This is a genomic window from Streptomyces sp. V3I8 (assembly GCF_030817535.1).
Lineage (GTDB): Bacteria > Actinomycetota > Actinomycetes > Streptomycetales > Streptomycetaceae > Streptomyces.
Map to the genome: position 1 here is coordinate 1,643,801 of NZ_JAUSZL010000002.1, position 23,165 is coordinate 1,666,965.

The window sequence follows — 23,165 nt, forward strand, 5'->3', positions numbered from 1 at the left end:
TACGGCCGTGGCCTCGGGCACCCGGCGGTCGGTGAACTCCGGCGGGACCGGTGACCAGGACGAGAGCGGTGGTGCGCGATGGCGGGTCGACCTGAGACGAGCGACGGGGAGTCGGAGGGTACGGAGGAGGCATCGGACCTCTTCCGTGCCGTCGGACGCCAGATCAAGACCGCGCGGGAACGGGCCGGACTCAGCCAGAAGGAGCTGGGCCAGCGGGTCGGTTACGGCGAGGAGCAGATCTCGTCGGTCGAGCGGGGCCGTCGGACTCCGCAGCCGGAGTTCCTGACGGCGGTGGACGATCTGCTCGGGTGCGGCGGCCTGTTGGCGGTGACGGCGGAGGACGTGGAGCGGGCGAAGTCCCGGAGACGGGTGCGGCATCCGGAGTGGTTCCGGGATTATGCGCGGCTGGAGGCGGAGGCGGTTGAGCTGCACTACTACGCGGCGCTCGCGCTGCCAGGCCTCCTACAGACCCAAGGACATGCCCAGGCGGTGTTCACCAGTCGCCGACCGTTGCTCGACGAGGAGACCATTGAGCAACGAGTAGCGGCTCGGTTGGCCAGACAGGGGATCCTCACAGGCTGGCCACCGCCCCTCGTGACATTCACCATCGAGGAGTCAGTGCTTCAGAGACCTACTGGCGGTTCGCGTGTACAGGGCGAACAGATGCAGCGGCTGCGCCAGGTGGCCTCGCTCCGTAACGTGGAACTTCAGATCATGCCTACTGACCGCGAGGATCATCCAAGTCTGGGCGGCCCCTTCACTCTGCTCACGCCGAAAGGGAAACCACAGGTCGGGTATGTGGAGGTACAGAACGTCAGCCGCCTCGTGACGGACCCGGAAGAGGTACGTATGCTGGCCGCGCGCTACGGCAGTATCCGCGCCCAGGCCCTCACACCGAACGAGTCCCTGGCTTTGATCGAGAAGTTGCTGGGAGATCAATGACCACCGAACAGCCCACACAGCTCCAGTGGTTCAAGAGCACGTACAGCAGTGGCGAAGGCGGCGAGTGCGTCGAGATAGCTGCCGGCCAGACCGCGATCCACGTACGCGACTCGAAGGAGCGCGGCGGCCCGCAACTCGCTTTCGCCCGCGCCACGTGGGCCGGGTTCGTCACCGGCCTCGGGCGGGACCGGTCGAGCTGACCGCCCCGCCCGTCAGCTCCACGCTCAGGCCGTCTGGCGTGGGCCCTTGCCCGGCGGCGGGTCCAGCAGCGTCTGATACGCGCCGCCGGTTTCACGGGCCGCGGCCATAAGGTCGTAGGCGTCGAGGATGAGGTCCTTGGGGCGGCAGGTGCCGTGCAAGTTCTCTTCCTGGCCCGGACGCCCGCCCTGTCCGCGCTTGGGCGGAAACGCGTTGACCGGCACGGAAAAAGGGCCACGACCCTAAGGTCGAGGCCCTCAATGCGCATCTTCGATGGTTGTGTCCGAGGGGGGACTTGAACCCCCACGCCCGTTAAAGGGCACTAGCACCTCAAGCTAGCGCGTCTGCCATTCCGCCACCCGGACCAGGTGTCTGCCGCCTGGACGGGAGTGTTCCCCGGGGCGACATGGACAACAATACCAAGCTTTCGGAGTGGCTTTCACCTGCGTTTCCGCGCCCCGGCGGGGTGCCGCACGGGGCGCGGAGAGGGGCTCCAGGGCGTAACTCTGCGTGAGAAGACTGTCACCCCGGGGTGCCCGGACGGCGCTCCGTCACGGCATCAGGTGGTACTCCGGGAAGTTCCCCGGCAGCCGCTCCCCCGCCGGGCCCTGCGTGACCGCGCGGACCAGCAGGTCCCCGCCCACGAACGCGCCCCGCCAGGACGCGCCGAAGCCGCCGAAGAGCTCGTCGCGGTCGCCCCGGGACCGGGGCCTCCCGTGGCCGACCTTGAAGGCGCGGATCTGCGGGGCCAGGCGGTCGTACGTGGCCTCGTCGTCCGTGGACAGGGTGGCGACCAGCGCGCCGTTCGACGCGTTCATGGCGGCGAGCAGCTCCGCCTCCGTGTCGACCAGGACGATGGTGTCGACCGGGCCGAAGGGTTCCGCGTGGTGCAGCGGGGAGGACGGGGGCGGGTTCAGGATCGTGACCGGCTGGACGTACGCCGAGGTGTCCTGGCCGGGCAGGAAGCGGGCGTCGGCGAGCTTGCCGCGGTGCAGGGGGACGGCGCCGCGGTCGATCGCCTCGGCGACCTGGTCGTGCAGTTCCTTCGCCTTGGCCGCGTTGATCACCGGCCCGAAGTCCAGCTGCGGGTACGGGTCGTCCGGCTGCTCGACCGCCAGGGGATGGCCGACGCGGAGGGTCCGGACCGCCGGGAGGTACGCGGTCAGGAACTCGTCGAACAGCTCACGCTGGACGACGAAGCGCGGATAGGCCGTGCAACGCTGCTTGCCGTAGTCGAACAACTTCGGGATGACGGCGGTCAGCGTGTCCCAGTCGGTGTGGTTCCAGATGCCCCAGGTGTTCAGGCCCTCCTGTTCCAGCACGTGTCGTTTGCCCAGGTCGGCGACGGCGGTGGCCACCGCGGCGCCCGTGTCGCGGCCGCCGACGAAGGAGACGCAGCCGATCTCGGGCGCGCGCACGAGCGCCTGGGACAGCTCACGTCCGCTGCCGCTGACGAGGGTGACGGGGATCCCCTCGCGGGCGGCGAGCGCACAGGCCAGGGTGAGACATGCGACGCCGCCGTCGGTCGGGGCCTTGGCGATGACCGCGTTGCCCGCCAATGCCTGTACCAGTACCGCGTGGACGAGCACGCTCATCGGGTAGTTCCAGCTCGCGATGTTGGACACGGGCCCGTCCAGCGGGACCCGGTCCGCGACCATGGGCTCGATTCCGTCGACGTACCAGCGCACACCGTCGATGGCCCGGTCGACGTCGGCCTGCGCGAGGCGCCAGGGCTTGCCGATCTCCCAGACGAGGAGGAGGGCGAGCAGTTCGCGGTGTTCGGTGAGTGCGTCGAGGGTGGCCGCGACGCGGGCCCGGCGTTCGTCGAGAGGTACGTGCCGCCAGGCACGGTGGTGGTCGAGGGCGGCGCGGACGGCCTGGTGGGCCGTGGCTCCGTCCAGCCGCGGCGGGCCCGCGACGGGACTGCCGTCGACGGGGCTGGTGGCGGGCAGCGCCCGGCCGTCCGCCTGCCAGGCGGCGCCCCAGAGGTTGAGGACACGGTCGTCCCGGAACGCCTCGGGCGCGACGGTCAGACAGCGCTGCCAGGCGTCGGTCCACGAGGTGTGGGACTTGAGGGTGAGGGTGGGGCTGTGGGTGGGCGTACGGGTGGGTGCCATTCGGTTGCTCCGCTCTCGGTGCACAGTCGGGGGCGGTCGTTCATGGCTCGTCCCGCATACCGGAGCACTGACGGTGCGTGCCCGGCACGGGGACGTCGTACCGGGGACGCTAGCGAGCCCGGGCGGCGTCCGTAAGTCACGGCAGGTCAGCTATGAGTGACGTCACGTCGTGTTTCGAGGCGGGTTCCGAGGCGGGCCAGGACCAGCCGGGCCGTCTCGGTCGGGGTGCCGCCCACCTGTACGCCCGCCGCCTCCAGGGCTTCCTTCTTGGCCCCGGCCGTGCCCGACGAGCCGGACACGATGGCGCCGGCGTGGCCCATCGTCCTGCCCTCGGGGGCGGTGAAACCGGCGATGTAGCCGATGACGGGCTTGGTGACGTGGTCGCGGACGTACGCGGCGGCGCGCTCCTCCGCGTCGCCGCCGATCTCCCCGATGAGGACGATGAGCTCGGTGTCGGGATCGTCCTGGAAGGCGGCGAGGCAGTCGATGTGGGTGGTGCCGACGACCGGGTCGCCACCGATGCCGACGCAGGTCGAGAACCCGATGTCCCGCAGCTCGTACATGAGCTGGTAGGTGAGTGTGCCGGACTTGGAGACCAGGCCGATGCGGCCGGGCTTGGTGATGTCGGCGGGGATGATGCCCGCGTTGGCCTGGCCGGGGGTGATCAGGCCGGGGCAGTTGGGGCCGATGATCCGGGTGCCCTTCGTCCGCGCGTACGTGGTGAAGGCGACCGAGTCGTGGACCGGGATGCCCTCCGTGATGACGACGGCGAGCGCGATGCCGGCGTCGACGGCCTCCACGACCGCCGCCCTGGCGAAGGCGGGTGGCACGAAGACGACACTGACGTCGGCGCCGGTCGCCTCGATGCCCTCGCGCACCGAGCCGAAGACGGGGACGGCGCGGTCGTCGAAGTCGACGCTCCGGCCCGCCTTGCGCGGGTTGACGCCTCCGACGACGTCGGTGCCCGCCTCCAGCATGCGCCGGGTGTGCTTCATGCCCTCGCCGCCGGTCATGCCCTGGACGAGGACCTTGCTCTCTTTGGTGAGGTAGATGGCCATGTCCCGCTCCTTCAGACTGCGTCGGCGAGTTGTGCGGCGCGGCGTGCGGCGCCGTCCATGGTGGTGGCCTGCTGGATCAGGGGGTGCGCGCGTTCGTCGAGGATCGCCCGGCCGCGGACGGCGTTGTTGCCGTCGAGCCGGACGACCAGGGGCTTGGTCAACCGGACGGTGTCCAGGGCCTGCACGATGCCGTCGGCGACCGCGTCGCAGGCGGTGATGCCGCCGAAGACGTTGACGAAGACCGACCTGACGGCCGGGTCGGAGAGGATGACGGAGAGGCCGTCGGCCATGATCTGGGCGGAGGCTCCGCCGCCGATGTCCAGGAAGTTCGCGGGGCGCGCGCCGCAGTCCGCGACGACGTCGAGGGTCGACATGACGAGGCCGGCGCCGTTGCCGATGATGCCGACCTCGCCGTCCAGCTTCACGTAGTTGAGGCCCTTGGCCGCGGCGGCCGCCTCCAGCGGGTCGCCGTGGGCCGACTCCTGGTCTCCCCAACGGGACTGCCGGAAACGGGCGTTGTCGTCGAGCGTGACCTTGCCGTCGAGAGCGAGGATCTGCCCCTGAGCCGTACGGACGAGGGGATTGACCTCGACGAGGACGGCGTCCTCGCGGACGAGGACGTCCCAGAGCCTGACCAGGACGTCGACGGTGCGCGGGGGCAGGCCGGCCGCTTCGGCGATCTCGGCGGCCTTCGCCGAGGTGACACCCTCGGCCGGGTCGATGTGGACGCGTGCCACGGCGTCCGGCCGGGTGGCGGCGACCTCCTCGATGTCCATGCCGCCCTCGGCCGAGGCGATGGCGAGGAACCGGCCGGCTGCCCGGTCGAGTACGTAGCTGACGTAGAACTCGCTCTCGATGTCCACCGGTTGGGCCAGCATCACTGTGCCGACGGTGTGGCCCTTGATGTCCATGCCGAGCATCTGGCGCACCGTCAGCTCGGCGGCGGCGGGATCGGCGGCGAGCTTCACACCGCCCGCCTTGCCTCGTCCGCCGGTTTTGACCTGGGCCTTGACGACGACGCGTCCGCCCAGCCTGCGGGCGATCCCGCGCGCCTCCTTGGGTGAGTCGGTGACCTCCGCCCGCGGCACCAAGATGCCGTGTTCTTCGAAGAGTTCCCTTGCCTGGTGCTCGAACAGGTCCATCTCGGCTCCCTCTGAAAAGTGCCGCACGCCCCCTGGACACCACCCACCGGATGCGGGATAACAAGCTTCATACAGTATTCGTCGACTGTATGCAATGTACCGCGACGGCATCCACGAACAGTGCGCGCACCCCGTACGAACTGCGTTTCCGCGCGCCCAATCCCCTACGAAGGGACAGGACTTCGCCATGCCCGACGACACCAGCCAGAACCTCATCTCCGGTGGGCACCTGGTCGCCAAGGCACTCAAAGCGGAGGGTGTGGAGGTCATCTACACGCTCTGCGGCGGCCACATCATCGACATCTACGACGGCTGCGTCGACGAAGGCATAGAGGTGGTCGACGTACGCCACGAGCAGGTCGCCGCCCACGCCGCCGACGGTTACGCGCGCATCACCGGCAAGCCCGGCTGCGCCGTCGTCACCGCGGGGCCCGGCACGACCGACGCCGTGACGGGTGTCGCCAACGCCTTCCGTGCGGAGTCCCCGATGCTGCTGATCGGCGGCCAGGGAGCCCTCGCGCAGCACAAGATGGGATCCCTGCAGGACCTGCCGCACGTCGACATGATGACGCCGATCACCAAGTTCGCGGCGACCGTGCCGGACACCGCGCGGGTCGCCGACATGGTGTCCATGGCGTTCCGCGAGTGCTACCACGGGGCGCCCGGCCCGTCCTTCCTGGAGATCCCGCGCGACGTCCTGGACGCCAAGGTGCCGGTGGACAAGGCCCGCATCCCCACCGCCGGCCGGTACCGGGCCTCCACCCGCTCGGCCGGTGACCCCGAGGCCGTCGAGAAGCTCGCCGACCTCCTCGTGCACGCCGAGAAGCCGGCGATCCTGCTGGGCAGCCAGGTGTGGACGACCCGCGGCACCGCCTCCGCCATCGACCTCGTACGCACCCTCAACATCCCCGCCTACATGAACGGCGCCGGACGCGGCACACTGCCGCCCGGCGACCCGCACCACTTCCAGCTCTCACGCCGGTACGCCTTCTCCAACGCCGACGTCATCGTCATCGTCGGCACCCCCTTCGACTTCCGCATGGGGTACGGCAAGCGGCTGTCGCCGGACGCGACCGTCGTGCAGATCGACCTCGACTACCGGACCGTCGGCAAGAACCGGGACATCGACCTCGGCATCGTCGGGGACGCCGGGCTCGTCCTGAAGTCGGTCGCCGAGGCCGCCTCCGGACGCCTCAACGGGGGTGCGTCCAGGCGCAAGGAGTGGCTCGACGAGCTGCGCGCCGCCGAGCAGACCGCCATCGAGAAGCGGCTGCCGAGCCTGAAGTCGGACGCCTCGCCGATCCACCCGTACCGGCTGGTCAGCGAGATCAACGACTTCCTGACCGAGGACTCCATCTACATCGGCGACGGCGGCGACATCGTCACCTTCTCCGGTCAGGTCGTGCAGCCCAAGTCACCCGGGCACTGGATGGACCCGGGACCGCTCGGCACGCTCGGCGTCGGCATCCCCTTCGTGCTCGCCGCCAAGAAGGCACGGCCCGACAAGGAGGTCGTCGCCCTCTTCGGGGACGGCGCCTTCTCCCTCACCGGCTGGGACTTCGAGACCCTCGTCCGCTACGACCTCCCCTTCGTCGGCATCGTCGGCAACAACTCCTCCATGAACCAGATCCGCTACGGCCAGGCCGCCAAGTACGGCCTGGAGCGCGAGCGGGTCGGCAACACCCTCGGCGACGTCCACTACGACAAGTTCGCGCAGATGCTGGGCGGTCACGGCGAGGAGGTCCGCGACCCCGCCGACATCGGCCCGGCGCTCCAGCGCGCCCGTGAGTCGGGCAAGCCGTCGCTCATCAACGTCTGGGTCGACCCGGACGCGTACGCCCCCGGAACCATGAACCAGACGATGTACAAGTGAGGTGGGCCCGTTGACAGCAACGACAGCGACGACAGCCACGACGACGACCACAGCGGCATCGGCGACCTCGGCCAAGGCTCTCCAAGGCGTCCGCGTCCTCGACATGACGCACGTCCAGTCCGGTCCCTCCGCCACCCAGCTGCTCGCCTGGCTCGGCGCGGACGTCGTCAAGCTGGAGGCGCCGACCGGGGACATCACGCGCAAGCAGCTGCGTGACCTGCCGGACGTCGACTCCCTCTATTTCACGATGCTCAACTGCAACAAGCGGAGCATCACCCTCAACACCAAGACCGAGCGTGGCAAGGAGATCCTCACCGAGCTGATCCGGCGCTCCGACGTCATGGTCGAGAACTTCGGACCGGGCGCGGTCGACCGCATGGGCTTCACCTGGGACCGCATCCAGGAGATCAATCCGCGGATCGTCTACGCCTCCATCAAGGGGTTCGGGGACGGCCCGTACACCAACTTCAAGGCGTACGAGGTCGTCGCACAGGCCATGGGCGGGTCGATGTCGACCACCGGTTTCGAGGACGGGCCGCCGCTGGCGACGGGGGCCCAGATCGGTGACTCGGGCACGGGCATCCACGCGGTGGCCGCGATCCTCGCCGCCCTGTTCCAGCGGGAGAACACCGGGCGCGGGCAGCGGGTGAACGTGGCGATGCAGCACGCCGTGCTGAATCTGTGCCGGGTGAAACTGCGGGACCAGCAGCGCCTCGGGCACGGGCCGCTGGCTGAATATCCCAACGACGACTTCGGCGACGAGGTTCCCAGGTCCGGGAACGCGTCCGGCGGCGGCCAGCCCGGCTGGGCCGTCAAGTGCGCGCGGGGCGGCCCCAACGACTACGTGTACGTCATCGTGCAGCCCGTCGGCTGGCGGCCGATCACCGAGCTCATCGGCCGGCCGGAGCTGGCGGACGACCCCGAGTGGGCGACCCCGGAGGCACGCCTGCCGCAGCTCACCAAGATGTTCCAGCTGATCGAGGAGTGGTCGTCCACGCTCCCGAAGCTGCAGGTGCTGGAGCAGCTCAACGCCCGCAACATCCCGTGCGGCCCGATCCTCTCCACCAAGGAGATCATCGAGGACCGTTCGCTGATCGCCAACGACATGGTCGTGACGGTGCCGCACCCCGAGCGCGGCGACTTCGTGACCGTGGGCAGCCCGCTGAAGCTCTCCGACTCGCCCGTGGACGTGACCAGTTCGCCGCTGCTCGGCGAGCACAACGAAGAGGTGTACGTCGGCGAGCTCGGGCTCGGCGACGAGGAACTGCGCCTGCTCAAGTCGAACGGAGTGATCTGATTGATGGCCGAAGACCGGGTGCTGAGGGTGCGTGCGCTCCTCGACTCCGTACGGGCTTCAGGACGGACGGCGCTGACCGCGCCCGAGGGCAAGGTGGTCGCCGACGCGTACGCGATCGCCGTCCCCGGTGAGGAGCTGGCGACCGACGTCGACGAGGCGGTCGCGTACGCGGCGCGCTTCGGCGGTCCCGTCGTGATGAAGATCGTCTCCCCGGACATCCTGCACAAGACCGACGCGGGCGGTGTGATCGTCGGCGTGGAGGGGGCTGCGGACGTACGCGCCGCCTTCCACAAGATCATCGACAACGCCCGGGCCTACGACGCGAAGGCCCGCATCGAGGGCGTACAGGTGCAGGAACTGCTGCCCCAGGGGCAGGAGGTCATCGTCGGCGCGGTGACCGACCCGACGTTCGGGAAGGTCGTGGCGTTCGGGCTGGGCGGTGTGCTGGTCGAGGTCCTGAAGGACGTCACGTTCCGGCTGGCGCCCGTCGATCCGGACGAGGCGCTGTCGATGCTGGACTCGATCCGGGCGGCCGAGATCCTGCGCGGGGTGCGGGGCGCGCCGGCGGTGGACCGGTGGGCGGTCGCCGAGCAGATCCGCCGGGTCTCCGAACTGGTCTCGGACTTCCCGGAGATCGCCGAGGTGGACCTGAACCCGGTGATCGCCACCCCGGAGGGCGCGATGGCCGCGGACATCCGGGTCATCCTCGCCGAGTCGGTGCCGAAGCCCCGCCGCAAGTACGGCCGCGACGAGATCCTGGTCTCGATGCGCCGGCTGATGCAGCCCTCGTCGGTGGCCGTGATCGGCGCCTCCAACGAGCAGGGCAAGATCGGCAACTCTGTCATGCGCAACCTCGTCGACGGCGGTTTCTCCGGAGAGATCCATCCGGTGAACCCCCGGGCCGATGACATTCTCGGCCGCAAGGCGTACAAGAGTGTCACCGACGTTCCCGGTGAGGTGGATGTGGCGGTCTTCGCCATCCCGGCCAAGTTCGTGGCCGCGGCCCTGGAGGAGGTGGGCCGCAAGGGGATCCCCAACGCCGTACTGATCCCCTCCGGGTTCGCGGAGACCGGTGAGCAGGGGCTCCAGGACGAGCTCGTGGCCATCGGCGAGCGGTACGGCGTGCGGCTGCTCGGGCCGAACATCTACGGCTACTACTCGACGTGGCACGACCTGTGCGCCACGTTCTGCACGCCCTACGACGTCAAGGGCGGCGTCGCCCTCACCTCGCAGTCCGGTGGCATCGGCATGGCCATCCTGGGGTTCGCGCGCACCACGAAGACGGGTGTCTCCGCGATCGTGGGGCTCGGCAACAAGTCGGACCTCGACGAGGACGACCTGCTGACCTGGTTCGGCGAGGACCCCAACACGAAGTGCATCGCCATGCACCTGGAGGACCTCAAGGACGGGCGCGCCTTCGTGGAGGCCGCCCGGGCAACCGTCCCCAAGAAGCCGGTGATCGTCCTCAAGGCGGGCCGTACGGCGGCCGGGGCCAGGGCCGCCGGCTCGCACACGGGCGCCCTCGCGGGCGACGACGCCGTGTACGAGGACATCCTCAAGCAGGCCGGGGTCATCCGGGCGCCCGGCCTGAACGAGATGCTGGAGTACGCGCGCGCGTTGCCGGTGCTTCCGGCGCCGCGGGGCGACAACATCGTGATCATCACGGGCGCCGGCGGCAGCGGCGTGCTGCTGTCCGACGCGGTGACCGACAACGGCCTGTCCCTGATGGAGATCCCGCCGGACCTGGACGCGTCCTTCAGGACGTTCATCCCGCCCTTCGGAGCCGCCGGCAACCCCGTGGACATCACGGGTGGCGAACCGCCGTCGACGTACGAGGCGACGATCCGGCTGGGTCTCGAGGACCCGCGGATCCACGCGCTGGTCCTCGGCTACTGGCACACCATCGTGACCCCTCCCATGGTCTTCGCCGAGCTCACCGCGCGCGTGGTGGCCGAGTTCAGGGAGCGCGGGATCGAGAAGCCCGTCGTGGCGTCGCTGGCGGGCGACGTGGAGGTCGAGGAGGCCTGCCAGTACCTCTTCGAGCACGGGGTCGTGGCCTACCCGTACACGACCGAGAAGCCGGTGGCGGTGCTCGGCGCGAAGTACCGGTGGGCCCGGGCGGCCGGGTTGCTGGGAGGCGGTTCATGACGTGACCCCGTGCGGGGGCGGGCCGACGGTGCGCGTCGGCCCGCCCCGGGACCCGTGCGCACACGAAAGGCATTTGGACAGGGGGCGCTGGCCAGATCTTTCGACGCGAGGGGTGCTACACGACATGACCACCACCGACATCACGACATCCGTCCCCTACAGGGAGGTGACGGACCGCAACGGCCGCCTGTACCGGCTCGGAGAGACCGACCGGGACATCATGGGGCGACCACGCTGGACCATGGTGCTCTTCCCCTGGATCGGCATGATGGGCATCAGCTCCTCGGAGTACGCGTTCACCTCCGCCGAGGAGACACTGCACGACGCCCACCTCTGGAACAGTGGGCACATCTTCTGGCTGATGGGCGTCTGGATCTTCTTCCAGGCGGCCGTGGCCTTCCCGGCCGGCCAGCTGCGCGAGAGCGGACGGCTGCCCGCGCGGTACGCCATGATGCTCGGCGCACTCGGCACGCTCCTGGGCTACCTCTCGCTGGCGTTCGCGCCGCACGTGATCGTCGCCTACATAGGTTTCGGCATGTTCAGCGGCATCGGCGCCGGACTCGTCTACGCGACCTGCGTGAACATGGTCGGCAAGTGGTACCCGGAGCGCAAGGGCGGCAAGACCGGCATGGTCAACGGCGGTTTCGCCTACGGCTCCGTGCCCTTCGTGTTCCTGTTCACCTCGTACATGGACCTGTCCAACTACAAGACGGTACTGGTCATGGTCGGCGTGATCTGCTGCGCGGTCGTCGCCTCGGCCGGCTGGTTCTTCAAGGACCCGCCGAAGAACTGGTGGCCCGGAGACGTCGACCCGCTGAAGACGTCGACCGACCCGCGGGTCGTGCGGGCACTGGCGAAGAACCCGCCGGCGGTCAAGCAGTACACACCGCGCGAGGCGGCCAGGACGCCTGTGCTGTGGATGATGTGGTTCTGCCTGCTGTGCACGGCCGGCATCAACATCTTCGGCATCGCCATGCAGGTCCCCTTCGGAAAGGAGATGGGCTTCGCGGGCGGCATCGTGGCCACGGCCATGTCGCTCAAGGCCATCGTCAACGGCACCGGACGGGGTGTCATCGGCTGGATCTCGGACCGCTACGGCCGCCGGAACACCCTCGTCATCGTCTGCGTCGTCCTCGGCTGCTCGCAGTTCGGCGTGTTCTTCTCCGGCAACATGGGCTCGATGCCGTTCTTCCTGATCTGCTCGATGGTCTCCGGTTTCGGCGGCGGTGCGATCTTCCCCCTGTTCGCGGCCATGACGGCGGACTACTTCGGGGAGAACAACAACGCCTCCAACTACGGCATGGTCTACAGCTCCAAGCTCATCTCGGGTCTCGTCGGCTCGGGTGTGGGAGCCGTCGTGGTGAGTTCCTGGGGCTACGGAGGCGCCTTCGCGCTGGCCGGCAGCATCGGTCTCGCTTCCGCGGTGCTGGCGCTCTTCCTCCGCGCGCCCGGCCGGCCCGGTGCCAAGCGCGTCGTGCCCAACCCGCATCCGATCGGGGAGGAGATGGCCTGAGCCGTACCGTCCACGCCGCACTCGTCCCCGTCCCCGCACTCGTCCCAGTCCCCGTCCCCGTCCCCATCCCTGTCCCCGGCGTCCTGGGGATCCCCGCGATCCGCTTCGAGTCCTCGAGAACGACGGCGGTCCTTCCCACACGGTGTGGGAAGGACCGCCCGTGGTGTGTCCTGGTTCAGTGGCGCTTCGAGCGGAGGGCCGCCAGGTTGTCGTAACTGATCTTGGCCTCGCGCAGCGACTGCGCGGGGTCGGTGGCGCTGGGCGAGTTGTCGTCCTCGACCATCGGATTGTGGTAGTTCCGCTCCCCGACCCGTGAGAAGAACGTGGTGTAGTCGATGACGCCCGTTCCGAAGGGCACCATGTCGTAGCCCATGCCGTTGGTGGTGCTCACGACACCGTCCTTGGCGTGGAACAGCGGGTAGCGCTTGTTGTGGCGGGCGACGAGCCCGGCCGGGTCGAAGACCTTCTCGCGGGTGGAGCCGTCGTGGGCGGTGTAGGTGTGGAACTTGTACTGGGCGACGTGCGCCCAGAAGATGTCCATCTCCAGCCAGACCAGCTTCGGGTCGGTGACCTTGAGGAAGTACTCCAGCTTGCGGATGCCGGAGCTTCGGGTGGGCCGGCCCTGGTCGTCCAGCGGTCCCCCGTCGAGCAGGAAGCCGTAGGCCGCGTCGTGGTTGTGCGTGTACAGCTTGATGCCCTCGCGGCGGGCGATCGCACCCAGCGCGTTCCACTTGTCGGCCGCCACGTCCCAGTCGGCCCGGTAGGAGCTGCCGGTGGGGTCGCCGCCGGTGCCCATGTGGTCCATGCCGAGGATGTTGGCGATCTCCAGGTGCTTCTTGAAGGTGTCCAGGTCGGTGCTGCTCAGCGGCCAGGAGGGCGGTATGAAACCGTGGTTGCCCTGGGCGCGCAGTCCGTAGTCGTCGAGCCAGGAGCGGAGCAGCTTGGCGCCCGCGGCCGACTCCAGGCTGGCGCCGCCGGGCGCGTTGGCGTGCTGGTTGTAGCCGGCGAACTCCACCTGGCGGTATCCGTGGCGGGCCAGCTGCTTGAAGACCTCGCGGAAGCCGGAGGGCAGGTCCGAGGCGAGCGGGTCGCGTGCCGTGGCGTCGCGGACGGTGTAGAGGATGATGCCGCGCTTGCCCGGCGGGACGAGGACGTGGCCCCGGCCGTGGTCGTGGCCGTGACCGTGACCTCTGCCCCGGTCCTGCGCCAGGGCGGGTGAGGCGCCGAGCACCGGGGCGGCGACCGCGCCGGCGGCGACGGCCGTGCAGGTGCTGAGGAAGCTGCGGCGGTTGACGCCGAGGGTGCGACGCAGGGCGTCGCCGGTTCCGGATTCGTCGTTGAACGCGGTCACGGTGTCTCTCTTTCGGGTAGGTGTCCGACCGGGTGCGGTAGGTGTCCGGCCTCGGCGGGTGCCGTGTCGTGCGGGGTTGTCCACAGGCCGGGCACACTGTCGGTGCCGTGTGGTTCACTTTTCGTGATCGCCCGTCCGGCCGGTCCCGGGTGCTGTCACCCGAGGCCGGCCAGGTCGAGCAACAGGGATTTCACATCAGTGGCCGCGACCCGGTCACCGACGGCGCGGGGGGTGGAGCAGATGATGAGCGGACCTTCGTCGTCGCTCAGGGGGAGGCGGCCGTGGCTGCCTCGGATAGGTGAGGGATCGAGGGGCACGACCGCCATGCGGTAGCGCATGCCGAGCTTCTTGCGGGCCAGTGCGCCCGCGGCCTTGACCTTGACGTACGGGTCGAGCGGGTCCATGAAGAGTTCGACCGGGTCGTAGCCGGGTTTGCGGTGGATCTCCACGAGCTGCGCGAAGTCGGGCGCGCGGGCGTCGTCGAGCCAGTAGTAGTACGTGAACCAGGCGTCGGGTTCCGCGACGGCGACGAGTTCGCCGGAGCGCGGGTGGTCGAGATGGTGGGCCTTCTTGCCCTCGTCGTCGAGGAGTTGCTCGATGCCGGGCAGATCGGCGAGCGCCGCCCTCGTGGCCTCCAGGTCCTCGGGGCGGCGTACGTAGACATGGGCGATCTGGTGGTCGGCGACGGCGAAGGCACGTGAGGCCATCGGGTCGAGGTACTCCATGCCGTCCTGTGTGTGCACCTCGAGGAGTCCGGCGCGGCGCAGTGCGCGGTTGATGTCGACGGGGCGGTCCGCGCGGGTGATGCCGTACTCGGACAGGGCGACGACGGTACGGCCTTCCGCGCGGGCGTCGTCGAGCAGGGGGGCCATGGCCCTGTCCAGGTCGGCGGCCGCTTTCAGGGAGCGCGGGTCGTCGGGGCCGAAGCGCTGCAGGTCGTAGTCGAGATGAGGGAGGTAGCACAGGGCCAGGTCCGGGCGGCGGGTGGCGATGACGTGACGGGTGGCGTCGATGATCCACTGGCTGGAGACGAGGTCGGCGCCGGGTCCCCAGAAGTGGAAGAGCGGGAATGTGCCGAGTTTCTCGGTGAGTTCGTCGTGCAGGGCCGGGGGCCGGGTGTAGCAGTCGGGTTCCTTGCGGCCGTCGGCGTAGTAGACGGGACGGGGGGTGACGGTGTAGTCGGTGTCGGCGCCCATGGCGTACCACCAGCAGATGTTGGCGACCGTGTAGCCGGGGTGGGCGCGTCGGGCGGCGTCCCAGAGCTTGTCCCCGGACACCAGGCCGTTGTGCTGGCGCCACAGGAGGACGTCACCGAGGTCGCGGAAGTACCAGCCGTTGCCGACGATGCCGTGTTCGGAAGGGTGGGTGCCGGTCAGGAAGGTGGACTGGGCGGCGCAGGTGACGGCGGGCAGGACGGTCCCGAGGTGGGCCTGTGAGCCGGACCGGGCGAGCGTCTTGAGGTGCGGCATGTGGTCGAGGAGACGGGGGGTGAGGCCGACCACGTCCAGGACGAGGAGAGGGGTGGGGGACGCGGGGCCGTCGGCGGTGGCGGGCTCGGCGGGGGCCGGGGCCGGCGCCTCGGCGGAGGTCTCGGCCGGGGTCTCGGGGGTGCTCACGGCAGCTCCTTCAGGCCGAGGTCCGTCAACAGGTCCCGGGCGAGGGTGAGTTCGGCGGCGATGCCGTCGGCGAGTTGGGCCCGTGCGCGAGGGCGCAGCTCCGGGGGCAGGGCCTGCCAGGTGTAGGTCTCGACCTCGAGATGGCGGGTGAGCGGGTGCGGGCCGCCGACCAGCCGGGCCAGCGTGTCCTTGAGCACGGGCAGCGTGGAGGTGAGGGGTGGCGCGGGGGCCGCGTGCAGCGGCACGTGGAAGTGGGCGCGCCACGGAGAGGCGTCGGGCAGGGTGTCCTCCTCGATGGCCTCGCCGAGGTCGTCGGTGCCGCGGAGTCCGGCGGCGGTGAGGGTGCGGGTCTGGTGCAGGAAGCGGGGTTCGTCGAAGGCGGCGAGGGCCTCGCGGACTTCGGGGAGGTGGGGGTGTTCGGCGTGCAGGGCGGCCGACAGCTGGGACTTGACGACGGGAATCCCGGCGGCGGCCAGCCGGTCCAGGGCGGTGTGCGGGTCTTCGAAGGAGGTGGCGAGGTGGCAGGTGTCGACGCAGATGCCGATGCGGTCACGGGCGATGGCGGTGAGCGGGGCGATGGCGTCGGCCGTGGTCTCGACGGTGCAGCCGGGTTCCGGTTCCAGGCCGACGCGGATGGAGCGTCCGGTCAGCTCCTCCAGTGCGTCGAGGCGTTCGGCGAGGGTGCGCAGGGCCGCGTGGGCCCGGGCGGCGCGGACGTCGTCGTACCCGGTGCGCCAGGCGAGCGGGAGCGTGGAGATGGTGCCCTCGGTGATGTCGTCGGGGAGCAGTCCGGCGAGGAGGCGGGCGAGGGCGGTGGTGTGGTCGAGCCGCTCGGGGTCGGCCCAGTCCGGCTTGTAGACGCGGTACTTGACCTCCTCGGCGCCGAAGCCCTCGTACGGGAAGCCGTTGAGGGTGACGACCTCGAGGCCCCGGCGGTCGAGTTCCGTGCGCAGGCCGCGGAGGGCGGACGGGTCGGTGACGAGGGCGCGGGCGGCGTCCTTGGCGAGCCACAGGCCGATGCCGAGCCGGTCGCGGCCGAGCCGTCTGCGTACCGGTTCGCAGTGGTCGCGGAGCTGGGCGCGGACGCCGTCCAGGGTCTCGGCGGGGTGCACGTTGGTGCAGTAGGCGAGGTGGACGGTGGAGCCGTCAGGGTGCCGGAAGCGCATCGGTCACGCCTCCGTGGTCGCGGTCGCGGTCTTCGGGACGCCGCGGAGGACGGAGTTGCCCTCGTGGGTGGCGTCCGTGCCGGCGACGTCGAGGTCGAGGCGGCCGCTGAGGCCGTAGAAGGCGACGGGGTTGCGCCACAGCACCCGGTCGACGTCGTCCTCGGTGAAACCGGCCTTCAGGAGGGCGTCGGCGACCTTGCGGGTCTTGAGCGGGTCGCTCTTGCCCCAGTCGGCCGCGGAGTTGACCAGTACCTTCTCCGGCCCGTACTCCTGCAGGACCGCGACCATCCGTTCCTCGTCCATCTTGGTGTCCGGATAGACCGAGAAGCCGAGCCAGCAGCCGCCGTCCTTGGCCTCCTTGACCGTGGTCTCGTTGAGGTGGTCGATCAGGACGTGGTCCAGGGGCAGCGCGGACTCGCGGACCACGTCCAGGGTGCGGCGCAGGCCCGCCAGCTTGTCGCGGTGGGGTGTGTGGACCAGCGCGGGCAGCCCGTGCTCGGCGGCGAGCTGGAGCTGTGCGGCCAGGGCGGTGTCCTCGGCGGGTGTCATCGAGTCGTAGCCGATCTCGCCGACGGCCACCACGTGGTCCTTGACGAGATACCGGGGCAGTTCGTCGAGGACGGGGACGCAGCGCGGGTCGTTGGCCTCTTTGGGGTTGAGGGCGATGGTGCAGTGGTGGGCGATGCCGTACTGGGCCGCGCGGAAGGGTTCCCAGCCGAGGAGGGCGTCGAAGTAGTCGAAGAAGGAGGCGGGAGAGGTGCGGGGCTGTCCCAGCCAGAAGGCGGGTTCGACGACGGCGCGGACGCCGGCCGCGTGCATGGCCTCGTAGTCGTCGGTGGTCCGTGACGTCATGTGGATGTGGGGGTCGAAGATGCGCATCAGGACTCCTTGCCGTCGGGGCCGTGCGTGCCGTCCGTTCCGCTTGTTCCGCCCGTGCTGCCAGGGGCGGTCGGATCGTCCGGCGCGTCGGCTCCGGTGGGGGTGGCCGGGTGGCCGGTGAGGGCCAGGACGCGGTACAGGTCACGGGGGACGGGGCGGTCGGCGGCCCGGCGCTCGTCGGCGTAGCCGCCGAGCATGCGGGCCAGTTCGGTGTCGGCGCGGGCACGGCGCGGCAGGTCGGCCACGGAGTCCACGGGGACGCCGGTGAACAGACACTTCAGGACGGCGTGCCGCCAGTTGTGGGCGTCCAGGTGCCGGGCGGCGTAGGGCCCGACGGCGGCGGCCACCAGCCGGGTGTCGTTGGTGCGCAGGGCGTCCTCGACGACCGGCAGGGCCTCCGGGCCGTCCACGAGGTGGGGCAGTGCCCCCAGGACGGCGCGGCGTTCGTCGGCCGTGCCGTGGCGGTAGACGCGGGCGAGGGTCGGGGCGTCGGCCCGGGCCGCGTGCAGGAGCAGGACGCGGGCCGCCTCCGCGTGCTCGGGTCCGCAGCGGCGACCCGCCTCGGCGATCCGCAGCTCCCACACGGGGAGGGGGCCGTGGGTGCCGGGGTGGGCGGCCGCCTCGTCGAGGGCCTGGTCCAGCCAGGCCCGGGCGGCACCGCCGAGAGCGGAGTTCAGACGGGTGTGAAGGGTGGTGAGGACGGGCGGGGTCTCCATCGCGGAGGCGGGAGCTGTGCGGGCGGTGCCGGGGGCGTCGTGGAGGTCGTTCACGGGGTTCTCCCTTCGGAGGCGGCGGGGTCCTCACCGGGGACGGCCGGTCGGGGGGTGTCCTGGGGGACGGTGGCGGAGGCGGCGTGCCGGAGGAACGGGAGGGACTCCTGGGCGAAGTGCGGACCGGCGTGGGAGTGGCGAGGCAGTTCGACGGAGACCAGACCCCGGTAGCCGGTGGTGGCGAGGGCTTCGAGTACGGGCGGGAAGTCGATCTCCCCGTCGCCGAAGGGCAGGTGTTCATGGACACCGCGGCGCATGTCCTCGATCTGGACGTGCCGCAGCCAGGGCGCGGCCTCGCGTACGCAGTCGGCGGGTGAGCGCGGTTCGAGGCACTGGCAGTGGCCGATGTCGAGGGTGAGCCCGAGGGCGTCCGGGCTGCCGAGGGTGGTGCGCAGGCGGTGGAAGTCGTCGAGGGTGGCGAGGAGGTGACCGGGCTCGGGTTCGACGGCGAGGGGGATGCCGGCGGCGGTGGCCGCGTCGAGGACGGGGGTGAGGGCTTCGGCCAGACGTTTCCAGGCGGCGTCCCGAGCCACCGTCCCGTCCGGATCCCCGCCCGGGCCCTCGCCCGCGCCCGGATCCCCGCCCGGGCCCTCGCCCGCGCCCGGGTCACCGCCCGGGTCACCGCCCGGGTCCTCCGCGCCGGGCGCGCCGACCACCTCGGCCGTCTCCTTCGGGAGGATGCCGCTGAAGCAGTGCACCGCGTGGGCGCCGAGTTCCTCCGCGATCCGGACGGCGCGGACGAGGAGGTCGACGCGCCGGGCCCGTCGGTCCGGGTCCGGGTCGAGGAGGGACGGGCCGTGCTTGCGCCTCGGGTCGAGTATGTAGCGGGCGCCGGTCTCTAGGGTGACGCCCAGGCCGAGTTCGTCCAGTCTGCGGGCGATCCGGCTCGTGCGGGCCGCGAGATCGGGGGCGAACGGGTCGAGGTGCATGTGGTCGAGGGTCAGCCCCACGCCGTCGTAGCCGAGGTCGGCGAGGAGGGAGAGGGCGTCGTCCAGGCGCAGATCGGTCAGACCGTTGGTGCCGTAGGAGAAGCGGAGGGGGTGGGGGGCAGGTCGGGCGGCGTGCGGGCTCGGCTGGGGGTTCATGTCACGCTCACCTTCCGGCCGAACCGGCGGGCGGCCGGTGCGAGGGCCGCTGTCAGCAAGGCGGTGACGGGGGCTCCGGACCGCGCGGCGAGGGCCGCCTGGAGCGGGATCATGGCTCGGATGCCGCCGCCGACGGCCCGCTGGGTGAGCGGGGGCGACGGGTTGAGGGCGGCGTGGAGGAGGGGGCGGGCGGAGGTCACGGCGTAGAGGGCGGTGAGCGCTCCGCTCAGGGTGGCGATGTCCAGGGTGATTCTTCTGCGCGCAGGCTCCCCGAAGGGGGCCGCCCTGGAGTCGGGAGGTCTGAAGGATGAGGCCGCTCGGAGGGCGGAGGGTCTTGAGACGACCGGCTCGGGAGCGAGGCCCGGTTGCAGGTCCCTCGTCCGGGTGCCGCGTGGCCCGGTGTCACGTGACCGGGTGCCGCGTGTCCGGGTGTCGCGTGGCCCGGTGTCGCGTGGCCCGGTGTCCCGTGTCAACGACCAGGTCAGGGCCGTTGTCGTGGCCAGGGCGGCCAGTGGGGCCAAGGGTGAGCCGCCCTGGGTCTCCTGGCGGGAGACCGTGGTGACGGCCAGGGTGTGGGCGGCCAGGGTCAGGGCCGACGGCACGGCCTTGCGGGTGTCACCGCCGGAGGCCGCCGAGCCGAGGAGGAGGTCCAGGCCCCGGGCCGCCGCCATCGCCACGGGGCCGGCGGGCGTGCGCTTGAGGACCAGGTCGTACGACCAGACCGTGGCGGCCAGGGCGCCGGCCACCGCGAGTGGCCCGCGGCCCGCCCGGGAGGCCAGGGCCAGGCCCGCCGCCGTCAGGCCTCCGGCGGCCACCAGTGCGGCGGCCGGTCCGATGCGGCCGGAGGGAAGGGGGCGGTGCGGGCGGTCCACAGCGTCCTCCGCGCGGTCGGCCCAGTCGTTGAGGGCCATACCGGCCTCGTACAGGCAGAGGGAGGAGCCGATGGCGAGCAGGGTGCGGGAGTTCGGGCGGACCCCGGCGGCGGCAGCGCCCGCGAGCGCGTCACCGGGGACCGTGAACAGGGCTGGGACACGTAGGAGTTCGGCCCAGGCACGGAGTCGGGAGCCCGCCGCGCGTGACGCCGGTCCCGGTCCCGGTCGCGGCGGCTGCGGTCGTGACGGCCGCGCCGTGCCCTCCGGTGATGCTTCCGCCCCGGAGGTCCGCGCCACCCGCGCCGCAGGCCCCCGGCGCCGCCGGGGCGACCCGCGCCGCTCTGCCCGTATCAACCCGCTCAGCGCGGCCAAGCCGTTCAGGCCGCCCCAACCGTTCGGCGTGCTCATCGGCGCTCCCCGGCGAAATCTTCCGCGTCCCGGAGGCGGGCCGGTGCCCGCAGCCGCCCCGCCAGGTCGACCAGGGCGGCGTACTGCTCGCCCAGGGCGGCCGGCCCGTCCCCCACCGGGTCCTTGAAGTAGAAGCCGAGTCCGGACAGCGGGCCGGACAGGCCGGCCTCATGGGCGCGGGCCACCAGGCGGGCCAGGTCCAGGATCAGGGGGGCGGCCAGCGAGGAGTCGCAGCCCTGCCAGGTCGTCTGCAGGACCATCCGGGTGCCGAGGAAGCCGTCGAAGGCGATGTGGTCCCAGGCGGTCTTCCAGTCGCCGAGGGCCGGGACGTCGTCGATGTGGGTCTCGCCCTCGGGGACCGTGCCGAGGGTGTCGGCGAGGGCGCGTTCCTTGCCGGCGTTCTTGGCGGCGGCGGCGGCCGGGTCGGCGAGGGCTGCGCCGTCACCGCCGCCCAGCAGGTTCGTACCGGACCAGGCGCGGACCGCCAGGGCGCGCTGCGCGAACATCGGGCCCAGGACCGACCGCAGCAGGGTCTGGCCGGTCTTGCCGTCGCGGCCGGCGTACGGCAGCCCGGATGCGGCGGCTTCCGTCGCGAGCCGGGGGTGGTGCAGACCCGCGGAGGGGGTGAAGTTGACGTACGGGCAGCCCGCCCGCAGTGCGGCGGCCGCGTACAGGGAGCTGGCAGGGAGGGCGGTGCCCTCGGGGACGGGTTCCGTGGAGGCCACGTTCACCACGACGGCCCGGTCCAGGGCGCCCCGGCGGACGAAGTCTCGGAGGTCGCGGGCCAGGTCCTCGACCAGTTCGTCCTCGCTGCGGGTGTCGCCGCGCAGCGGGCCGCCGATCCTGATCTCCCGGTCGGCGGCGGCCAGTTCGGCGCTCACGGCGGACGGCAGGTCGTGCGGCAGGACGCCACCGGCGGCGAGGGACTCGGCCCGTTTCGGCAGCGGGCAGTCGACCACGTCGTGTCCGCCGAAGACGAGCGAGGACAGCGGGGGCAGGCCGGCGTCCCGGAAGACGCCGGTCTCGGTCACCATGCCGGTCGGCGGATGGAGCCCGGCCGTGACGGCCGCGCAGCCCGCGACGGCGGTCGTGGCGACGGAGCCCCTCGCTCCGATCAGCCACACTCCGACCCGAGAAGGGGAAACGGACGGTTCGGCGGACATGGGCGGCCTCCCTCTCATACGCGAACTGACGCGCGAACTCGTACGCGAACCGGAGGCGCGGTCGTACGCGGTCCGGGAACGGTGGAAAATCCGGGAAAGATACGGCAGGGACGGTGCCGGAGGGGTGGAGGGGACAAGACGGCGGGCGGGGGTCCGGCGTCCCCCGCCCGCCGTCGCTCAATCGCCCTGCGCGGCGGCTCGCGCCGGCAGTTGCCTGATCCGGACGTCACGGAAGGAGACCCGGTCCTCGGCACCGTGGTTCTGGATGCCGACGTGACCGTCCCGCAGGCTGCGTGCCGGATCGGTGTTGGTGTAGTCGTTGACCTTCACGCCGTTGAGCCGGACGCGGAGGCGTTCGCCCTCCACGCGGATCTCGTACGTGTTCCACTCCCCCGGCGGGTTCAGCGCACGGTCGCGCTTCTCGATGTCGGCGGACCGGAAGCTGTACACGGCCCCAGTGGTGCGGTCGGGGGCGTCGGTCGCGTCGATCTGGATCTCGTACCCGTTGTCGACGGCCGACCAGGGGTCGTCGGAGGCCGGGAAGCCCACGAAGACACCGGAGTTGTCGTCACCGGAGGCACTCGCCATCCTCCAGTCGAGCTTCAGCGAGTACGAGTTGAACTCGGAGGCGCCGTACCAGAGCATGCCCAGGCCGCCGGACGACGTGAGTGTCCCGTCGTCCGAGAGCGAGAACGAACCCGGTCCCGCCTGCTTCCAGTCCGCCAGTGACTCGGCACTCCCGTCGAAGAGCGGCGTGTAGCCCTTCTCCGGACGGCAGTCGGCCTGTGTGTCACCGACGGCCCAGCGGATGCCGCCCAGCAGGTGCTGCCGGAAGGCGGGATCGGCGTACGACTCCTTGGTGTGGCCGCTGCCCGTGTAGAAGGAACGGCCGCCCTTGTACTCCTGGCACCAGGCGATCGGGTGGTCGCCGCTCATCGTGCCGCCGGTGTACGACGACTCGTCGAGCGAGGCCAGCACATGGGCCCGGTCCCGCGGGTTGGAGCGGTAGTTGTACCACTCGTCCGTGCGGTTCCAGGACTCCCCGAGGTGCGAGGTGGCCGGGTGGGCCCGGTCCTCGACCTCGACGCGGGCGGGCTGGATCGCCGGGTGCGACTGGAAGTAGGCGCCGGCCAGGCCGCCGTAGAACTCCCAGTCGTACTCGGTGTCGGCGGCCGCGTGGATGCCCACGTAACCGCCGCCGTGCCCGATGTACCGCTCGAACGCCTTCTGCTGCCCGTTGGTGAGGACGTCCCCGGTCGTGGAGAGGAACACCACGGCGTCGTACCGGGCGAGGTTTCGCGCGGAGAAGGCGCGCGAGTCCTCGGTGGCGTCGACCGCGAAGCCGTGTCCGGCCCCGAGTGCCTTCACCGCGGCGATGCCCTCCGGGATGGAGTCGTGCCGGAATCCGGCGGTCTCGGAGAACACCAGGACCCGGTCGCCGGCCGGATGCCCCTTCGGCTTCGGCCCGTTCGACGCCGCCGGCCCCGACACACACCCGATGAGCAGGGCGGCGCCGGCCACCGCGGTCACGGTACGGCCAGTTGCTCGCATGAAAGACCTCCCTCGG

At 71.0% G+C, this 23,165-nt stretch carries 19 protein-coding genes and 1 tRNA gene; 6 read left to right on the forward strand and 14 right to left on the reverse strand.

Annotation, left to right across the window (positions count from 1 at the left end):
- Nucleotides 1–78 precede the first annotated feature (78 nt).
- Both QFZ75_RS07235 and QFZ75_RS07240 read left to right on the forward strand, forming a co-directional pair.
- Nucleotides 79–942: a helix-turn-helix transcriptional regulator gene (locus QFZ75_RS07235; protein WP_307534811.1), complete on the forward strand. Its 864-nt coding sequence runs from the start codon at nucleotides 79–81 to the stop codon at nucleotides 940–942.
- Nucleotides 939–1,142: a DUF397 domain-containing protein gene (locus tag QFZ75_RS07240; protein WP_307534812.1), complete on the forward strand. Its 204-nt coding sequence runs from the start codon at nucleotides 939–941 to the stop codon at nucleotides 1,140–1,142. Before QFZ75_RS07235 ends, QFZ75_RS07240 begins: the two co-directional genes overlap by 4 nt.
- Nucleotides 1,143–1,166: 24 nt before the next feature.
- Here the strand turns inward: QFZ75_RS07240 and QFZ75_RS07245 are convergent, their stop codons facing one another.
- The 5 genes from QFZ75_RS07245 to sucC form a co-directional block, all read right to left on the reverse strand.
- Complete coding sequence (locus tag QFZ75_RS07245) at nucleotides 1,167–1,364, reverse strand: hypothetical protein (protein WP_307534814.1); 198 nt, start codon at nucleotides 1,362–1,364, stop codon at nucleotides 1,167–1,169.
- A 56-nt stretch (nucleotides 1,365–1,420) separates the two neighbouring features.
- Nucleotides 1,421–1,505 (reverse strand) — tRNA-Leu (locus tag QFZ75_RS07250).
- 186 nt (nucleotides 1,506–1,691) lie between these two features.
- Nucleotides 1,692–3,257 (reverse strand): aldehyde dehydrogenase family protein, encoded by a 1,566-nt coding sequence (locus QFZ75_RS07255; protein WP_307534815.1) that lies wholly within the window; start codon nucleotides 3,255–3,257, stop codon nucleotides 1,692–1,694.
- Between the two features lie 146 nt (nucleotides 3,258–3,403).
- Nucleotides 3,404–4,315: a succinate--CoA ligase subunit alpha gene (gene sucD / locus QFZ75_RS07260; protein ID WP_307534816.1), complete on the reverse strand. Its 912-nt coding sequence runs from the start codon at nucleotides 4,313–4,315 to the stop codon at nucleotides 3,404–3,406.
- A gap of 11 nt (nucleotides 4,316–4,326) precedes the next feature.
- The gene (gene sucC / locus QFZ75_RS07265) at nucleotides 4,327–5,457 is read right to left on the reverse strand and encodes an ADP-forming succinate--CoA ligase subunit beta (RefSeq protein WP_307534818.1); all 1,131 of its coding nucleotides are present in this window, start codon (nucleotides 5,455–5,457) and stop codon (nucleotides 4,327–4,329) included.
- A gap of 187 nt (nucleotides 5,458–5,644) precedes the next feature.
- Between sucC and QFZ75_RS07270 the strand changes: the two genes are divergently transcribed.
- The 4 genes from QFZ75_RS07270 to QFZ75_RS07285 all read left to right on the forward strand — a co-directional run bounded on the left by QFZ75_RS07270 (nucleotide 5,645) and on the right by QFZ75_RS07285 (nucleotide 12,288).
- Complete coding sequence (locus QFZ75_RS07270; RefSeq protein WP_307534819.1) at nucleotides 5,645–7,330, forward strand: thiamine pyrophosphate-binding protein; 1,686 nt, start codon at nucleotides 5,645–5,647, stop codon at nucleotides 7,328–7,330.
- Nucleotides 7,331–7,340: 10 nt separating this feature from the next.
- Nucleotides 7,341–8,627, forward strand: a complete 1,287-nt coding sequence (gene frc, locus QFZ75_RS07275) for a formyl-CoA transferase (RefSeq protein WP_307534821.1) — start codon at nucleotides 7,341–7,343, stop codon at nucleotides 8,625–8,627.
- Nucleotides 8,628–8,630: 3 nt separating this feature from the next.
- Nucleotides 8,631–10,775 (forward strand): acetate--CoA ligase family protein, encoded by a 2,145-nt coding sequence (locus QFZ75_RS07280; protein WP_307534823.1) that lies wholly within the window; start codon nucleotides 8,631–8,633, stop codon nucleotides 10,773–10,775.
- 124 nt (nucleotides 10,776–10,899) lie between these two features.
- Nucleotides 10,900–12,288: an OFA family MFS transporter gene (locus QFZ75_RS07285; RefSeq protein WP_307534824.1), complete on the forward strand. Its 1,389-nt coding sequence runs from the start codon at nucleotides 10,900–10,902 to the stop codon at nucleotides 12,286–12,288.
- Nucleotides 12,289–12,463: 175 nt separating this feature from the next.
- Here QFZ75_RS07285 and QFZ75_RS07290 read toward each other — a convergent pair whose 3' ends face one another.
- The 9 genes from QFZ75_RS07290 to QFZ75_RS07330 all read right to left on the reverse strand — a co-directional run bounded on the left by QFZ75_RS07290 (nucleotide 12,464) and on the right by QFZ75_RS07330 (nucleotide 23,149).
- On the reverse strand, nucleotides 12,464–13,639 hold the full coding sequence (locus tag QFZ75_RS07290; protein WP_307534825.1) for a sugar phosphate isomerase/epimerase: 1,176 nt from the start codon (nucleotides 13,637–13,639) through the stop codon (nucleotides 12,464–12,466).
- Between the two features lie 155 nt (nucleotides 13,640–13,794).
- Nucleotides 13,795–15,255: an alkaline phosphatase family protein gene (locus QFZ75_RS07295; protein WP_373465820.1), complete on the reverse strand. Its 1,461-nt coding sequence runs from the start codon at nucleotides 15,253–15,255 to the stop codon at nucleotides 13,795–13,797.
- The gene (gene eboE / locus QFZ75_RS07300) at nucleotides 15,252–16,421 is read right to left on the reverse strand and encodes a metabolite traffic protein EboE (RefSeq protein ID WP_307534826.1); all 1,170 of its coding nucleotides are present in this window, start codon (nucleotides 16,419–16,421) and stop codon (nucleotides 15,252–15,254) included. Before eboE ends, QFZ75_RS07295 begins: the two co-directional genes overlap by 4 nt.
- Before the next feature lie 3 nt (nucleotides 16,422–16,424).
- Nucleotides 16,425–17,300, reverse strand: coding sequence for a TatD family hydrolase (locus tag QFZ75_RS07305; protein ID WP_307534828.1), 876 nt, complete (start codon nucleotides 17,298–17,300; stop codon nucleotides 16,425–16,427).
- Complete coding sequence (locus QFZ75_RS07310) at nucleotides 17,300–18,016, reverse strand: EboA domain-containing protein (protein WP_307544272.1); 717 nt, start codon at nucleotides 18,014–18,016, stop codon at nucleotides 17,300–17,302. Before QFZ75_RS07310 ends, QFZ75_RS07305 begins: the two co-directional genes overlap by 1 nt.
- A gap of 50 nt (nucleotides 18,017–18,066) precedes the next feature.
- The gene (locus QFZ75_RS07315; RefSeq protein ID WP_307534829.1) at nucleotides 18,067–19,155 is read right to left on the reverse strand and encodes a sugar phosphate isomerase/epimerase; all 1,089 of its coding nucleotides are present in this window, start codon (nucleotides 19,153–19,155) and stop codon (nucleotides 18,067–18,069) included.
- The gene (locus QFZ75_RS07320) at nucleotides 19,152–20,435 is read right to left on the reverse strand and encodes an SCO3242 family prenyltransferase (RefSeq protein ID WP_307534832.1); all 1,284 of its coding nucleotides are present in this window, start codon (nucleotides 20,433–20,435) and stop codon (nucleotides 19,152–19,154) included. The genes QFZ75_RS07315 and QFZ75_RS07320 overlap by 4 nt, the downstream gene beginning before the upstream one ends.
- The gene (locus tag QFZ75_RS07325; RefSeq protein WP_307534833.1) at nucleotides 20,432–21,598 is read right to left on the reverse strand and encodes an inositol-3-phosphate synthase; all 1,167 of its coding nucleotides are present in this window, start codon (nucleotides 21,596–21,598) and stop codon (nucleotides 20,432–20,434) included. The genes QFZ75_RS07320 and QFZ75_RS07325 overlap by 4 nt, the downstream gene beginning before the upstream one ends.
- A gap of 177 nt (nucleotides 21,599–21,775) precedes the next feature.
- Entirely contained in the window at nucleotides 21,776–23,149 is a 1,374-nt protein-coding gene (locus QFZ75_RS07330) for a ThuA domain-containing protein (RefSeq protein ID WP_307534836.1), read from the reverse strand.
- Nucleotides 23,150–23,165: the final 16 nt, after the last annotated feature.